The organism is Rothia nasimurium (genome assembly GCF_042660305.1).
GTDB lineage: Bacteria > Actinomycetota > Actinomycetes > Actinomycetales > Micrococcaceae > Rothia > Rothia nasimurium.
Map to the genome: position 1 here is coordinate 80870 of NZ_JBHSTW010000003.1, position 14427 is coordinate 95296.

At 59.4% G+C, this 14427-nt stretch carries 14 protein-coding genes; 11 read left to right on the forward strand and 3 right to left on the reverse strand.

Annotated elements, in window-relative coordinates; translation table 11 throughout:
• Positions 1-94 precede the first annotated feature (94 nt).
• Together glyA and ACFP6B_RS01695 are read left to right on the forward strand one after the other, a co-directional pair.
• Positions 95-1378 carry a serine hydroxymethyltransferase gene (gene glyA, locus ACFP6B_RS01690; protein WP_346875372.1) on the forward strand — a complete coding sequence of 428 codons (1284 nt, stop codon included), beginning with the start codon at positions 95-97 and terminating at the stop codon, positions 1376-1378.
• Positions 1379-1380: 2 nt separating this feature from the next.
• Positions 1381-2259, forward strand: coding sequence for a bifunctional methylenetetrahydrofolate dehydrogenase/methenyltetrahydrofolate cyclohydrolase (locus ACFP6B_RS01695; RefSeq protein WP_377125994.1), 879 nt, complete (start codon positions 1381-1383; stop codon positions 2257-2259).
• A gap of 83 nt (positions 2260-2342) precedes the next feature.
• Here the strand turns inward: ACFP6B_RS01695 and ACFP6B_RS01700 are convergent, their stop codons facing one another.
• The gene (locus ACFP6B_RS01700) at positions 2343-3053 is read right to left on the reverse strand and encodes a GntR family transcriptional regulator (RefSeq protein ID WP_377125997.1); all 711 of its coding nucleotides are present in this window, start codon (positions 3051-3053) and stop codon (positions 2343-2345) included.
• 71 nt (positions 3054-3124) lie between these two features.
• Here ACFP6B_RS01700 and ACFP6B_RS01705 point away from each other — a divergent pair, with 71 nt between their 5' ends.
• Genes ACFP6B_RS01705 through ACFP6B_RS01715 form a run of 3 tightly spaced genes read left to right on the forward strand, consistent with a single transcriptional unit; the run spans position 3125 to position 5215 of the window.
• Positions 3125-3577 (forward strand): hypothetical protein, encoded by a 453-nt coding sequence (locus ACFP6B_RS01705; protein ID WP_185173464.1) that lies wholly within the window; start codon positions 3125-3127, stop codon positions 3575-3577.
• 19 nt (positions 3578-3596) lie between these two features.
• Positions 3597-4664, forward strand: coding sequence for a tryptophan--tRNA ligase (gene trpS, locus ACFP6B_RS01710; protein ID WP_377126000.1), 1068 nt, complete (start codon positions 3597-3599; stop codon positions 4662-4664).
• A gap of 20 nt (positions 4665-4684) precedes the next feature.
• The gene (locus tag ACFP6B_RS01715) at positions 4685-5215 is read left to right on the forward strand and encodes a 2'-5' RNA ligase family protein (RefSeq protein ID WP_377126003.1); all 531 of its coding nucleotides are present in this window, start codon (positions 4685-4687) and stop codon (positions 5213-5215) included.
• Between the two features lie 163 nt (positions 5216-5378).
• Here the strand turns inward: ACFP6B_RS01715 and ACFP6B_RS01720 are convergent, their stop codons facing one another.
• Both ACFP6B_RS01720 and ACFP6B_RS01725 read right to left on the reverse strand, forming a co-directional pair.
• Positions 5379-6713: a hypothetical protein gene (locus ACFP6B_RS01720; protein WP_377126006.1), complete on the reverse strand. Its 1335-nt coding sequence runs from the start codon at positions 6711-6713 to the stop codon at positions 5379-5381.
• Positions 6714-6813: 100 nt separating this feature from the next.
• Positions 6814-7923, reverse strand: coding sequence for a mannose-1-phosphate guanylyltransferase (locus ACFP6B_RS01725; RefSeq protein ID WP_237187243.1), 1110 nt, complete (start codon positions 7921-7923; stop codon positions 6814-6816).
• A gap of 316 nt (positions 7924-8239) precedes the next feature.
• Here ACFP6B_RS01725 and sdhC point away from each other — a divergent pair, with 316 nt between their 5' ends.
• From sdhC to ACFP6B_RS01755, 6 genes are all read left to right on the forward strand, one after another.
• Entirely contained in the window at positions 8240-8620 is a 381-nt protein-coding gene (sdhC, locus tag ACFP6B_RS01730) for a succinate dehydrogenase, cytochrome b556 subunit (protein ID WP_237187242.1), read from the forward strand.
• A gap of 3 nt (positions 8621-8623) precedes the next feature.
• Positions 8624-9109 carry a succinate dehydrogenase hydrophobic membrane anchor subunit gene (locus ACFP6B_RS01735; protein ID WP_237196973.1) on the forward strand — a complete coding sequence of 162 codons (486 nt, stop codon included), beginning with the start codon at positions 8624-8626 and terminating at the stop codon, positions 9107-9109.
• A gap of 40 nt (positions 9110-9149) precedes the next feature.
• Positions 9150-10913: a succinate dehydrogenase flavoprotein subunit gene (sdhA, locus tag ACFP6B_RS01740; protein ID WP_135011169.1), complete on the forward strand. Its 1764-nt coding sequence runs from the start codon at positions 9150-9152 to the stop codon at positions 10911-10913.
• Between the two features lies 1 nt (position 10914).
• Positions 10915-11700, forward strand: coding sequence for a succinate dehydrogenase iron-sulfur subunit (locus ACFP6B_RS01745; RefSeq protein WP_135011168.1), 786 nt, complete (start codon positions 10915-10917; stop codon positions 11698-11700).
• Between the two features lie 73 nt (positions 11701-11773).
• Positions 11774-12997: an amidohydrolase gene (locus ACFP6B_RS01750; RefSeq protein WP_377126012.1), complete on the forward strand. Its 1224-nt coding sequence runs from the start codon at positions 11774-11776 to the stop codon at positions 12995-12997.
• 304 nt (positions 12998-13301) lie between these two features.
• Positions 13302-14399 carry a BMP family lipoprotein gene (locus tag ACFP6B_RS01755; RefSeq protein ID WP_377126015.1) on the forward strand — a complete coding sequence of 366 codons (1098 nt, stop codon included), beginning with the start codon at positions 13302-13304 and terminating at the stop codon, positions 14397-14399.
• Positions 14400-14427: the final 28 nt, after the last annotated feature.

The window sequence follows — 14427 nt, forward strand, 5'->3', positions numbered from 1 at the left end:
GCTCACACGCGCTACTCGGAAAGCATCACGTGATCTTCTGTATCCTTCGTACAGACAACAGAAGAAACTGATTCACCATACTCAAGGAAGTGGCATGACCAACCTTTCACCCAACGTCACCAACCTGCCCCTGGCTGAGGTAGACCCCGAGGTCGCCGAAGCTATCCAGCACGAGCAGGAACGCCAGCAGAACACCCTCGAAATGATCGCATCCGAGAATTTCGCCCCCCGTGCAGTTCTTGAGGCTCAGGGTTCTGTTTTGACCAACAAGTATGCCGAAGGCTACCCCGGCCGCCGTTACTACGGCGGCTGCGAATTTGTTGACGTGGTGGAGCAGCTGGCAATCGACCGCGCTAAGGCTCTTTTCGGTGCTGACCACGCCAACGTCCAGCCCCACTCCGGTGCCCAGGCTAACAACGCTGTCATGCATGCCCTGCTGACCCCCGGCGACAAGATTATGGGCCTGTCTCTGGCTCACGGTGGCCACCTGACTCACGGCATGAAGCTCAACGTCTCCGGTAAGCTCTACGAAGTCGTCGCCTACGGGGTGGATGAAGAAACCGGCCGCGTGAACATGGACGAGGTCCGTGAGCTGGCCCTGGCTGAAAAGCCCAAGGTTATTATCGCCGGCTGGTCTGCCTACACCCGTCAGCTGGACTTCGCTGCCTTCCGCGAGATTGCCGACGAGATTGGGGCCTACCTCTGGGTTGATATGGCCCACTTTGCTGGTCTGGTAGCAGCGGGTCTGCACCCCAACCCCGTCCCCCACGCCCACGTTGTGTCATCTACGGTCCACAAGACCCTGGCCGGTCCTCGCTCCGGCTTTATTATGTGCGTTGAAGACCTGAAGAAGAAGATCGATTCGGCGGTATTCCCCGGCCAGCAGGGCGGCCCCCTCATGCACGCTATCGCAGGTAAGGCAACCGCCTTTAAGATCGCTGGCTCCGACCTGTTTAAGGACCGCCAGAAGCGTACTCTCGAAGGCGCCCAGATTCTGGCTGACCGCCTCAACCAGGCTGATATGGCAGAAGCTGGCGTCAAGGTGATTTCCGGTGGCACCGATGTTCATCTGGTCCTGGTTGACCTGCGTGACTCAGAAATCAACGGGCGTGAGGCCGAAGATCTGCTGCACGAAGCCGGCATCACCGTCAACCGTAACGCAGTGCCTAACGATCCCCGTCCGCCCATGGTCACCTCGGGTCTGCGCATCGGCACCCCTGCCCTGGCTACCCGCGGCTTTGATGCTGAGGCCTTCACCGAGGTCGCCGATATCATCGCCGAAACCCTCAAGCCCGGCGTTGATGTCGCCGCCCAGCGGGCACGCGTCACCGCCCTGTGCGAGAAATTCCCCCTCTACTCCGGTATCGAGGAGTGGTAGGCATGCCCCAGATTCTTGACGGCACCGCTACCGCCGCCCAGATCAAGAAAGAGCTGGCTGAGCGCGTAGCTACCCTCAAAGAGAAGGGGGTAACCCCCGGCCTGGCGACCGTGCTGGTGGGCGATGATCCGGCTTCCCGCTCTTATGTGGGCGGTAAGCACCGCGACTGCGAAGAGGTCGGCATTGCCTCCATTAAGGTGGAGCTACCCGAGACCATTAGCCAGGAGGAGCTCGAAGCTGAGCTGGAGAAGCTCAATAACGACCCTGCCTGCACCGGCTACATCGTGCAGCTGCCCCTGCCCAAGCACATTGATACCAACCGTGTTCTTGAGAAGATTGCCCCTGAGAAGGACGCCGACGGCCTGCACCCCATGAACCTGGGCCGCCTCGTCCTCAACGTAGGTGAACCCCTGAACTCACCCTTGCCCTGCACCCCTAACGGGGTCATTGAGCTGGTGGAGCGTCACGGTATCTCCTGGAAGGGCAAGAAGGTCGCGGTGCTGGGGCGCGGTATCACCGTGGGCCGTCCCCTGGGCCTGCTGCTGACCCGCAAGGACGTCAACTCCACCGCTACCCTGGTTCATACCGGCACTGAGGACGTCACCGCCGCCCTGGCTGACGCTGACGTTATTGTCGCTGCCGTCGGCGTTGCCCACGCGGTGAAAGAACACCAGGTCAAGGACGGTGCCATCCTGCTGGACGTTGGGGTCTCCCGCATCGAGGACCCCGAGACCGGTAAGAAGAAGCTGACCGGCGATATCTCGCCCGAGGCCGCAGCTAAGGCCAGCTGGTACTCACCCAACCCCGGCGGCGTTGGCCCCATGACCCGCGCTATGCTGCTGGTCAACGTGGTAGAAACCGCAGAACGCCAGGCTGCCTAAGTCTAAGTGTCCACGAGAATCGCCGAGTGCCTACCAAGAGCGTATGCACTTGGCGATTCTCGTATGCACTCACGGAAAAAGAACTACCTCTTGACCTCTATCTCAAAGTCGTAACGGTCGCCCCGGTAGAGGGTCTGGGTACTTTCCACGGGCAGGCCGCGCACGGTGTAGCCCACTTTTTCAACGCGTAAGGCGGCTGCCCCGAGGGGAACCCCCAGCCGGGCTGCTTCTGCCTGGGTCAGGTTGGTCGCTACCACTCGCACGGTTGCGGTTTCTACCTGGAAGCCGGACGCCCGCATCTGGGCATCGAGCGAGGCAGACAGCTCGGGCTCCACATGGGAGAAGGCCTCGGGCAGGAAGTAGGCGGTTTCAAGAGCGATAGGGGAGCCGTCCGCCTGCCGCAGCCGCTGAATCTGGATCACCTTGGCACCGGCGTCCAGATTTAAATCGCGCTGAACCGCCAGCGGCGCCTCGATGAGGTGGCAGGTGAGGGTGAGGGAGTGGGGGCGGTGGCCGCGTGCAGCCATGTCGTCTGTGAAAGAGCGCAAGGACGGCGTCCGCATCGGGTGCTTGCGCGGGGCAACATAGGTGCCTGATCCCTGCACATGGTAGATAAGGCCGGCGTCAGCTAGTTCCCGTAGGGCCCGGCGGACGGTGTCGCGTGAGACGGAGAAGATATCCTGCAGCTGCCGTTCTGTGGGCAGGGGTATGTTCTCATCGGCCGGGCAGATATAGCGCTCTTCGATGAGCCTGGCGACCTGATGGTACTTCGTTTCACGTGATGAGGGCATCATGTACCCCACTTTACGCTTAAGTTGGGCCTGCGATTCAGCGCGGCCTGGCTTCCTTTGACATAATAGAGGTCATGCAGTCGAACGGTTCAGAAAAAACAGCACAAGAGCAGAACACTAAGGTCGTCCTCATTGGGGCGGGCATCGGCATGGCAATTCTCGTTGCCCTGCTGGCCTGGGCTATCGTCCAGTCAGCCCGCGAAGAGTCGGTGCTGGGTTGGATTCTGGCCGGTATTATCGCAGCCTGGCTGGGTATCGCAGCCTACCTCCTAGTAAACGTCAACCGTACCCTGGTAGCCCAGCGCAAGGCCTACGAGGAGCACGCCGTGAAGCGTGCTGAGTACGAGTCTGATGTGCACACCGAGAAGCTCGCCCACTCTTTCCAGATTTGCCTGGTGCAGTCAAAGGTGATTGCCGAGCAGCTTGAGGTCAACGACGAAAACTCCCGCGACATGATTGATCGCGCTATCGACACCATTAACTTCACCGCTAAGAACGGTATGGAACTGGCCCGTGAAGGGGCCTAAACACAGCGAAGGACGCCCCGTGAGCAAGTCACAGCAGACCACCCCCGAAGAAAACATCAAGGCTAAGATTCCCAACGCGGCAACCGGTGCGCCGCGTGCTTTCTCGGGCGCCCAGCCGTCCGCGGATTCCATGCACCTGGGTAATTACATTGGTGCGGTCAATAACTGGGTTGACCTGCAGAAAGACCACGAGTGCCTCTACTTTATTCCCGATATGCACTCGATTACCGTGCCCCAGGACCCTGCGGTTCTGCTGGAGCGCACCCGCAAGACCGCGGCCCAGTACATCGCAGCCGGTATCGACCCCGAGAAGACCCCGCTCTTCGTGCAGTCGCATGTGCCCGAGCACGCCCAGCTGGCCTGGGTGCTCAACTGCATTACCGGCTACGGTGAAGCTGCCCGCATGACCCAGTTCAAGGACAAGGCAGCTAAGCAGGGTACCGATAACGCCTCGGTGGGGCTCTTCACCTACCCCGTCCTTATGGCAGCAGATATTCTGCTCTACCAGGCCGACGTGGTGCCGGTAGGCGAGGACCAGCGCCAGCACCTGGAACTGACCCGCAACCTGGCCCAGCGCTTCAACTCCCGCTTTGGCGATACCTTCGTGGTGCCTGAGCCGGTTATTCTCAAAGAGACTGCCAAGATTTACGATCTGCAGACTCCGGATTCTAAGATGAGCAAGTCAGCAACCACCGATAAGGGCATTATCTGGTTGCTCGATGACCCCAAGAAGACCGCCAAGAAGATTAAGGGCGCAGTCACCGACGCCGGCAGCGAGATCACCTATGACCGCGAGAACAAGCCCGGTGTTTCTAACCTGCTATCCATCTACTCGGCAGTGACGGGCAAGGCCATTGACGACATCGTCGCTGAATACGAGGGCAAGATGTACGGCCACCTCAAGGTTGACCTGGCCGAGATCGTGGTTGAAGAGCTGTCGCCCATTCGTGAGCGCGCCCTGGAACTCATGGACGACCCGGCGGAGCTAGACCGCCTGCTGGCCATCGGTGCCGGTAAGGCCCGTGAGATTGCCTCTGTGACCGTGAAGAACGTGTATGACGCGGTAGGCTTCCTGCCCGCCCTCTAAGAGTTAGACGACCTAGCCTGGTGGCTTCTTCACCGACTATAGACCCCGACCGCAGGTACCTCAGCATTGTTGCCGAGGTACCTGCGGTGGTGTCTGCGCGCCTGGTCAGCTGGCGGGCAAGCCAGGGCCTGGTAGGCCCCGTTGCAGAAAGCTGCCACATTACGATTTTGATTAGCGAGGACGCCGGCGGCGACCCCCTGCGCTCCATTGAGCAGGTGGTGGCCGGCATCGGCCCCGTGCAGGTGGATCTGGGCCCAGCTGCTACCTTTGAGCCGGTTACCCCTGTAACCTACCTCCCCGTTGTTGCCGGGGCAGATAGGCTCACCCTGATTCATACAGCCTGCCAGAATGCGGTAGGGGAGTCCGTGTCACCTTTTCCCTACGAGCCGCACCTCACCCTAGCCAACCATGCCCCGGCCCCTGCCCTGGCGGCATCCTTACGCGATTTTGCGACCCTACCACCCGCGCTTGCCCATTTCACCGTGAACCGGTTGACTGTCTACCGATTCAGCGCAGGCAGCTGGCAGCAGCTGGGAACAGTGCGCCTTTAAACAATAGAAGCTTATTCATAAAGATCGGTGGAGCAGGCTCACAGCGAAGCTGCTGGCTCGGGGCTGGCGTGAATCGCTTGTGAGCGTCAGCGAACCAGCGAGAGGGTCGGCAGCGAGCGTGAGCCTGCGGAACCGCTTATGAATAAGCTTTATCGATAAAACGCTAGTGGTCAGAGTCCACTTCGGTAGTGGTGACCAGTTCTGCACTGCGGGAGATACCGTTGATTTCGTTGGGTACCTCGGGCAAGTCGATGCTGGCAAATACCTCGGCGGTGCCGTCGGCAATCTTCGCCAGGGAAACAACGTGTAGCTTCTTGGTGGCGGGGTCGGTGACGTAGGCGGTTTCGCCGTCAACCCAGATAGCGGGGCGGGGGTCCTGCCAGATTTCTGACTCGGTCCAGGAGTCCATGATGTCGACGGACCCCAGTTCGGTGCCGTCCTCAGCCCAGAAGCGGAGCTTGCCGTCGGTTGTCAGCAGCAGGTGGGAGCCTTCGGGGCCGCGGGCCAGTGAACGGAAGGTGTAGGAGACGCCTTCGGGCAGGGCAATCTTAGTGCGTTCCTTGGTGATGGTGTTGATCAGGGCAAACTGTTCGGGGCGTTCGAGCTCGGCGTCCTGGTCGGTTTTGTAGTCGGCAAGCACGATAGCTGAATCAGCTGAACCGGCCTGGTTGCCGGAGCGGGAGTAGGGGTCTTCGGGGTTGGTTACCTTGGTGAAAGTGCCGTCTGCGTAGATGAGGGCGCCGTCCTGGCAGCCAACAGTGAAGGTGTCGTTAGCGGCAATCGCTTCGCCGTGAATGCCGGGGCAATCGAGGTTTTCGGTGACAACCGAGCCGTCTGCGTTGATGACGGCGGCGCCGGTGCGGGCGTCCTCGGTGCCTACCGAAACCAGGTACTGGTTGTTCTCGAGGGGGATGGCCAGGCCGTGGTGGGCGTCGGGAAGGGCGATGGTTTCGGTGCTGACGCTGGTAGCGGTGTACTGGTCAGCACCGGTTAGGTCAGCGGGGGAGTAGACCTCGATGGTGCCGGTGTTGTCGGCGAACATGGCTGAGCGGCCGTAGTCGGTGATGACGTGGCCGGTGCCGTCCGCTGCGAAGGACAGGGAGGTGAGGGTGGGGGTAGTGGTGTAGTAGTGGTCGTGGTCGCCGTGAGCCTGGGTCCAGGCGCCCATGTCGAGCATGGTATAGGAGGAGCCGTCGGCTACGACCAGGTGGCGGTTGTCGCCTGCGGGCTGCAGGCGTAGGAAGCCTTCTTTTTCAATGGTTTCGATGACTTCAAAGGTCTTGCCGTCCACAATCATGATTCCGCCGTCGTAGGTCAGGGCGATGCGGGCTGAGGGGGTGGATGCTTCGGTGATGGCTGCGCGTTCTGCGGCTGCGGTGGCGCTGGCCTGATCACTGCTTGAAGTGGCGGAGGGGGAGGACGCTGCCCCGCAGCCTGCGAGGGCAAGGGCGAGGGTGGCGCTGATGAGGGCGAAAAGAGGACGATAGGTGTTGTGCATGCCCACCAGTCTAAACTAAATGAGAATCATTTGCATAATGTAAGTGTCAAAAAGGCCCGCACCGGGAAAACGGTGCGGGCCTTTGTGTAACTCTGATGGGCTAGAGCAGGTTGTCCTGGCCCAGTTCTTTCAGGGTATTGACGGTGTTCTTAACGCTCTGGGCGTCGTCGCGCACGGTGACAAGCAGGGCATCTGCGGTGTCAACGATAACAACATCTTCGATACCGATGACCGAAATCTTACGGCCGGTGTTGTTGACGACGATACCGGTGGATTCTTCACTGATGACGCTGGACTTGTCGCCCAGTACGAAGAGGTCGTCACCGCTCTTTTCGATGTTGAGGCGGGCTACGGCGTCAAAGTCGCCTACGTCGTCCCAGCTGAAACGACCGGGAACCATGGCTACGTCACCGGCTGCTGCGGCAGGCTCAGCTACTGCATAGTCGATGGCGGTCTTGGGTAGGGTCTCCCAGAGACGGTTCATGCAGGCTTCACGTGCGGGGGTGTCCCAGGCGCGGGCGATTTCCATGATGCCGGCGTAGAGTTCCGGCTCGTTGGCTTCGAGGTGCTGCAGCATGAGGGCAGCAGGGGCCACGAACATGCCGGCGTTCCAGGTGTAGTCGCCGCTGGCTACGTACTCGGTTGCGGTGGCCTCATTGGGCTTTTCGACGAACTGTTCAACGGCAAGGACGCTGGGGGCGTCTTCCAGCCCCAGGTTCTGGGTGGCCTTGATGTAGCCGAAGGCGGTGGAAGGTTCGGTGGGCTCGATGCCGATGGTGACAATCTTGCCGGAGGCCGCGGCGTGTACGGCCTCGCGTACTACGGCCTGGAATTCTTCGACCGGGCTGATGATGTGGTCAGCGGCGAAGGAGCCAATGATGGCCTCGGGGTCGCGCTCGTGCAGAATAGCGCAGGCAAGGCCGATGGCCGCCGCAGAGTCACGAGGTGAAGGTTCGAGTACCAGGTCAGACCCGCGCAACTCGGAAAGCTGCTGCGTGACGGCGTTGGCGTGGGCCTGCCCAGTGACGACAAGGACGCCGTCAGCTGCAAGATCAACCAAGCGATCGTAGGTAGCACGAAGGAGGGACGAACCTGTCCCGGTCAGGTCAAGCAAAAATTTAGGTTCTACGGCGCGAGAAAGAGGCCATAGGCGGGACCCTACGCCGCCGGCCGGAATGAGGGGGTAGAACCGTTCAAGTGGTGTTCTCATTGTTCCTACAGTGTACCGAGATTTGAAGTCATAATGATGAAATCTTTTCCTTAAGCTGTACGACGCCGGTCACTTTTGGCGTAAAACGTCCTGCCACCTCCCGCGTGATAGCGCACCTAGGTGGCTTAAGGGCATTAAAACCTTGCCTATTTGGGGCCACCTCAGGCCTAAAGTGATGGTGACACGGTGTAAGTAAGTGACCTCAAAACCTGATAATCTTGCTGTTGAGTAGAACACACAATACGTATGTTGCGTGGGCACGCCAACAGGCTGAAACCGTCGGCGTGTCGCTCCGCATCACACAGGAGGTTATTCAGTGCCGAATACATCCAAGGGCACGCTGTACCGCGGCCGTGAAGGTATGTGGTCGTGGGTTGCCCACCGCATCACCGGTATCGCCATTTTCTTCTTCTTGCTGGTTCACGTGCTTGACACCGCTGTTGTTCGCGTCTCCCCTGAGGCTTACAACGCTGTTATGCACATCTACAAGAACCCCATCATGGGTTTGGGTGAAGCCGTACTGGTAGCCGCTATCGTCTACCACGCTTTCAACGGTATCCGCATTATCCTGGTGGACTTCTGGAAGAACGGTGCCAAGAACCAGAAGGCAATGCTCTGGGGCGTTCTGGTGCTCTGGGCCGTCGTTATGGTTCCCTTCCTCGTCCGTCATCTCATGCTCGTCTTTGGGGGTCACTAAGACATGGCAACTCCTCTGAAAACCAAGATTTCGGTTCCCCGCAGCCGCGACAACACTGTTTCGGGCGTCAAGTACAACCGAGCCTCATCTAAGCGCAATAACTTCGAGATGTTCGCCTGGCTCTACATGCGAGTATCCGGTGTTCTGCTGGTTATCCTGATTTTCGGTCACCTTTTCGTCAACCTCATGATGGGCGAGGGTGTCCACCGTATCGACTTCGGCTTCGTCGGTGGCAAGCTGGCTAACCCCTTCTGGCAGGTCTGGGACCTTCTGCTCCTGTGGCTGGCTATGCTCCACGGCGCTAACGGTATCCGCGTCATCATCGATGATTACGCAGAAAAGGATGGCGTGCGCTTTGCCCTGAAGGTCGCCCTCTTCCTAGCCACCGCTTTCGTGATTCTGCTGGGCACCCTGGTCATCTTCACCTTTGACCCCTGCCCCGCCGGTGCAGCCGCAGACCTTCTGCCGTCCTTCTGCACCGCCCCGTAAGCTATTGGCGCTCTAGATTTTAGAAAGAAGCATTCACACAATGCAGGTACATAAGTACGACGTCGTTATCATCGGCGCAGGCGGCGCAGGTATGCGAGCCGCTATCGAAGCTGGCCAGCGCGTCCGCACCGCTGTGCTCACCAAGCTCTACCCCACCCGCTCCCACACCGGTGCCGCCCAGGGCGGCATGTGTGCGGCTCTGGCTAACGTTGAAGAGGACAACTGGGAGTGGCATACCTTTGACACCATCAAGGGTGGCGACTACCTGGTAGACCAGGACTCAGCTGAGGTCATGGCTAAGGAAGCCATCGATGCCGTTCTTGATCTCGAGAAGATGGGTCTTCCCTTCAACCGCACCCCCGAGGGTCGTATTGACCAGCGCCGCTTCGGCGGTCACACCCGCGACCACGGTAAGGCTCCTGTGCGCCGCGCCTGCTACGCAGCAGACCGCACCGGTCACATGATTCTGCAGACCCTCTACCAGAACTGCGTCAAGCACAACGTAGAGTTCTACAACGAGTACTACGTGCTTGACCTGGTTATGGTGGAGGACGAGGACGGCGTCCGCCGCCCCGCAGGTGTTGTCTCCTATGATCTGGCTACCGGTGACGTCCACGTCTTCCAGGCCAAGAGCGTTATCTTCGCCTCCGGCGGCTGTGGCAAGATCTTCAAGACCACCTCCAACGCCCACACCCTGACCGGTGACGGCATGGCAATTGCCCTGCGCAACGGTATTCCGCTGGAAGACATGGAGTTCGTGCAGTTCCACCCCACCGGCCTTGCAGGCCTGGGCATCCTGGTTTCTGAGGCTGCCCGCGGTGAAGGCGGTATTCTGCGTAACTCCGACGGTGAACGCTTCATGGAACGTTACGCACCCACCATTAAGGACCTTGCCCCCCGCGACATCGTGGCCCGATCTATGGCAAACGAGGTTCGTGAAGGCCGAGGCTGTGGCCCCAACAAGGACTACGTCCTTCTGGACCTCACCCACCTCGAACCCTCCCACATCGACGAGAAGCTCCCCGATATCACCGAGTTCGCTCGCACCTACCTGGGCGTTGAACCCTACACCGAGCCCGTCCCGGTTTTCCCCACCGCCCACTACGCCATGGGCGGTATCCCCACCAACATCAAGGCAGAGGTGCACTCCAACTCTGAGGACATCATCCCCGGTCTCTACGCTGCCGGTGAGGTTGCCTGTGTATCGGTCCACGGCTCCAACCGCCTGGGTACCAACTCCCTGCTCGACATCAACGTCTTCGGTAAGCGCGCCGGTATCTACGCAGCAGAATACGCAGCATCAGCTGACTTCCTGCCCGTCCCCGACGACGCCGCAGACGCCACCCTGGAACTGCTCAACCAGATCCGCAACGGCGAAGGCACCGAAAAGGTAGGCCAGCTGCGCAAGGAACTGCAGGACGTCATGGACGCCGACATGCAGGTCTTCCGCACAGAGGCAACCATCCACAACGCCGTCAACAAGATTGTTGAGCTCGAAGAGCGTTACAAGAACATCCAGATTCAGGACAAGGGCAAGCGCTTCAACCTCGACCTGCTTGAAGCGGTCGAGCTGGGCTTCCTGCTGGAACTGGCCAAGGTTATGTCTGTGGCTGCCCTGCACCGCAAGGAGTCCCGCGGCGGCCACTTCCGCGAAGACTACCCCGACCGCGACGACGCCAACTTCATGAAGCACTCAATGGTCTACCTCGATGAGAACGCCGAGATGGAAGGCATCAAGGGCCTGCGCTTCGACACCAAGCCCGTGACCTTCACCCGCTACGAACCGATGGAGCGTAAGTACTAAAATGGCTGATTTTGAAGCACGTGAACCCGAATCCAAGGTTGAGCTGAAGTCTGAGTCAGGCGAAGCGGGCGCTATTCCCACCTTCGACGTGACTGTGCAGGTTCGCCGCTACAACCCCGAAGAGTCAGCAGAAGCCCACTGGGACGAATTCAAGCTGACCATGTACGGCACCGACCGTGTGCTCGATGCCCTGCACAAAATCAAGTGGGAGATCGACGGCTCGCTGTCCTTCCGCCGCTCCTGTGCTCACGGTATCTGTGGCTCCGACGCCATGCGCATCAACGGCCGTAACCGTCTGGCCTGCAAGACCCTGCTCAAGGACCTTGACCTGTCCAAGCCGATTACCGTTGAGCCCATCAAGGGTCTGCCCTGCGAGAAGGACCTCATCGTAGACATGGAACCCTTCTTCCAGGCCTACCGTGAGATTATGCCCTTCCTGGTCAACGATACCCACGAGCCGGAGCGCGAGCGTTACCAGTCCCAGGAGGACCGCGCCCGCTTTGACGACACCACCAAATGCATCCTTTGTGCTGCGTGTACCTCGTCCTGCCCTGTTTTCTGGACCGACGGCCAGTACTTTGGCCCGGCAGCTATCGTCAACGCCCACCGCTTCATCTTCGACTCCCGCGATGATGCTGGCGATATGCGTCTTGAGATTCTCAACGATAAGGAAGGCGTCTGGCGCTGCCGCACCACCTTCAACTGCACCGAGGCCTGCCCCCGCGGTATTGAAATTACCAAAGCGATTGCCGAGGTTAAGCAGGCTATCCTAGCTCGATCTCTCTAAAGACCGGTAGAAAGTCGCGCTCCACATCCCCTGTGGAGCGCGACTTTTTTGTGCGAAGGGCTACTCTATATACATGTCGTCCTATTCTTTTGCTGCAAGCTCCTTGGATCTGAGCTCACCCTTGTTTGCCCAGCGTCTGCGTACCCTGGTGCCGGAACTGATTGCTTTTCGCCGCGAGGTGCATCAGAACCCTGAGCTTTCCTACCTAGAGAACAAGACGACCGAGCGTATTTTTCGTACCCTCACCGAAGCGGGTCTGGCCCCCAAACACTTGAAAGGTACCGGCTGTTACGTGGACGTAGGCTCTGGTCCGATAGCTGCGGCTCTTCGGGCCGATATTGATGCCCTGCCGATTCAGGAAGAAACCGACCTGCCCTATGCCTCGCAGGTCGATGGCGTCATGCACGCCTGCGGCCACGATATTCACCAGACCGTCATGCTGGGCGTAGCCATTGCCTTGCACCGGCTGCACAGCGAAACTCCCTTGGGAGGTACCGTCCGCATTATCTTCCAGCCGGCTGAAGAGCAGCTGCCTGGCGGAGCAGTGGACGTCATTGCTCAGGGCATCCTTGAGGGTGTGCCCCGCGCCTTCGCTCTGCACTGCGAACCCAAGGTTGACGTGGGCAAAATTGGTACCCGCATCGGTGCTATTACCAGTGCCTCCGATACCATCAAAATCACTCTCAAAGGCCGCGGTGGGCATACCTCCCGGCCCCACCTGACCGAAGACGTTATCTACGCGCTCTCTCAAATTGCTATTAACGTACCGGCGGTGCTTTCCCGTAAGACGGACGTGCGCTCCGGTGTGCTGGTTGCCTGGGGACAGATTGAGGCGGGGGTGGCTCCCAACGCTATTCCGTCTACCGCTTTTTTGGCGGGCACCATGCGCTGCCTGGATGCGGACGTCTGGAAGCAGGCCGGCGCCATGCTTGATGAGGTGGTCGACCAGATTGCTGCCCCCTACAACGTCGAGGTTGAACTGGAGCATTTCCGGGGGGTGCCGCCGTCCGTCAATACCGAGGACGAGGTTGCCATGATTGAGGCCGCCTCCCGCGCGGAGCTGGGGGAGGACTCCGTGGTTCTGGTGGAGCAGTCCATGGGCGGTGAAGACTTTGCCTGGATGCTCCAGGAGGTTCCCGGCGCCCTGATTCGTCTGGGGACCCGCGTGCCCGGCGGAGTAACCTACGACTTGCATCGGGGTGACTATGCGCCGGACGAGCGCGCCATCGAGTACGGGGTGCAGGTAATGGCTGCAACCGCGCTACGGGCTATTCGCTCGGAGCTGTCTCGCAGCTAACGTCCTGTAAGTTACCGGTCAGTAAGTTTTTTCAGAAAATTTTTTGCGAGGGTAGGACGCTGGCCCCCGCTGCCTGGGGCAGTCTCCTGCCCTGTGTGATTAGCTCAAACGCTCCACGGTGTGATTAAACAGCAGTGGCCTGTTATGCGGTTCACGTTCTTTAAGGTGAATCGGGGGTGAACGGGAAGCTGAATCACACTAAGATGTGTTGTGTTACGCAAAATTTTCTCTGAAAGCAGCACTCACACACAGGTGGCGTACACTATGCGCCATACGCTTTCAGGGCCGTACGAAAAGGACCTTCATGGCTTTCTCACGTAAGCACGTTGCTTCCACCGGTTCCATTCTGGGCATCTCAGCCCTGCTGCTGTCAGCTTGTGGCGCTGCCCCCGAAGAATCATCATCAGCTTCCGGCGAAGCAGCCGACTACCTGGGCTGCATCGTTTCTGACTTCGGTGGTTTCCAGGACAAGTCCTTCAACCAGAACTCCTACAAGGGTCTGAAGGATGCCGTCGCTGAATACGGCATCGAGTACAAGGAAGCTGAGTCCACCACCGAAACCGAGTACGGCCCCAACCTCGACCAGATGGTTCAGTCAGGCTGTAACCTGACCGTCACCGTTGGCTTCGGTCTGGCAGATGCTACCAAGGAAGTAGCAGAAGCTAACCCCGACATGCACTTCACCATCGTTGACGACAACTCCATCGAGCTCGACAACGTACGCCCCATCGTCTTTGACACCGCCCAGGCTGCCTTCCAGGCAGGCTACCTGGCTGCTTCCCAGACCAAGACCGGTAAGGTAGCAACCTACGGCGGTATGGAATTCCCCACCGTTACCATCTTCATGGACGGCTTTGCCCAGGGCGTTGCCTACTACAACGAGCAGAAGGGCGCCAACGTTGAGGTGCTCGGCTGGAACACCGAGAGCCAGTCAGGTACCTTCACCGGTGACTTCGAAGATGCCACCAAGGGCAAGACTAACACCCAGAACTTCCTGGACCAGGGCGCTGACATCATCCTGCCCGTTGCAGGCCCCGTAGGCTCCGGTACTCTCGAAGCAGTCAAGGAATACAACGCCACCAGCCCTGAGAACCCCGCCTCCGTGATCTGGGTTGACTCCGACGGCGTTGAAACCAATCCCGAATTCGAAAGCATCATCCTGACCTCTATCATGAAGAAGATGGATGCCGCTATCACCGAAACCATCAAGTCAGACATGGACGGCAACTTCACCAACGAAGCCTACATTGGCACCCTGGAGAATGACGGCGTTGGCCTGGCCCCCTTCCACAGCTTCGAATCAGCAGTCTCAGACGAGACCAAGGCTGAGCTCGACAAGATCAAGGAAGACATCATCTCAGGCACCATCAAGGTCGAAACCGCAGGTACCCCCACCGCCTAAGCAGGTAGGTTAGCCTCGGGCTATTTGA

Bases quoted from the DNA above. Each gene is read 5' to 3' on its own strand.
- glyA (WP_346875372.1), top strand. From the start codon at position 95: ATGACCAACCTTTCACCCAACGTCACCAACCTGCCCCTGGCTGAGGTA.
- ACFP6B_RS01695 (WP_377125994.1), top strand. From the start codon at position 1,381: ATGCCCCAGATTCTTGACGGCACCGCTACCGCCGCCCAGATCAAGAAA.
- ACFP6B_RS01700 (WP_377125997.1), bottom strand. From the start codon at position 3,053: ATGATGCCCTCATCACGTGAAACGAAGTACCATCAGGTCGCCAGGCTC.
- ACFP6B_RS01705 (WP_185173464.1), top strand. From the start codon at position 3,125: ATGCAGTCGAACGGTTCAGAAAAAACAGCACAAGAGCAGAACACTAAG.
- ACFP6B_RS01720 (WP_377126006.1), bottom strand. From the start codon at position 6,713: ATGCACAACACCTATCGTCCTCTTTTCGCCCTCATCAGCGCCACCCTC.
- ACFP6B_RS01725 (WP_237187243.1), bottom strand. From the start codon at position 7,923: ATGAGAACACCACTTGAACGGTTCTACCCCCTCATTCCGGCCGGCGGC.
- ACFP6B_RS01735 (WP_237196973.1), top strand. From the start codon at position 8,624: ATGGCAACTCCTCTGAAAACCAAGATTTCGGTTCCCCGCAGCCGCGAC.
- sdhA (WP_135011169.1), top strand. From the start codon at position 9,150: ATGCAGGTACATAAGTACGACGTCGTTATCATCGGCGCAGGCGGCGCA.
- ACFP6B_RS01745 (WP_135011168.1), top strand. From the start codon at position 10,915: ATGGCTGATTTTGAAGCACGTGAACCCGAATCCAAGGTTGAGCTGAAG.
- ACFP6B_RS01750 (WP_377126012.1), top strand. From the start codon at position 11,774: ATGTCGTCCTATTCTTTTGCTGCAAGCTCCTTGGATCTGAGCTCACCC.
- ACFP6B_RS01755 (WP_377126015.1), top strand. From the start codon at position 13,302: ATGGCTTTCTCACGTAAGCACGTTGCTTCCACCGGTTCCATTCTGGGC.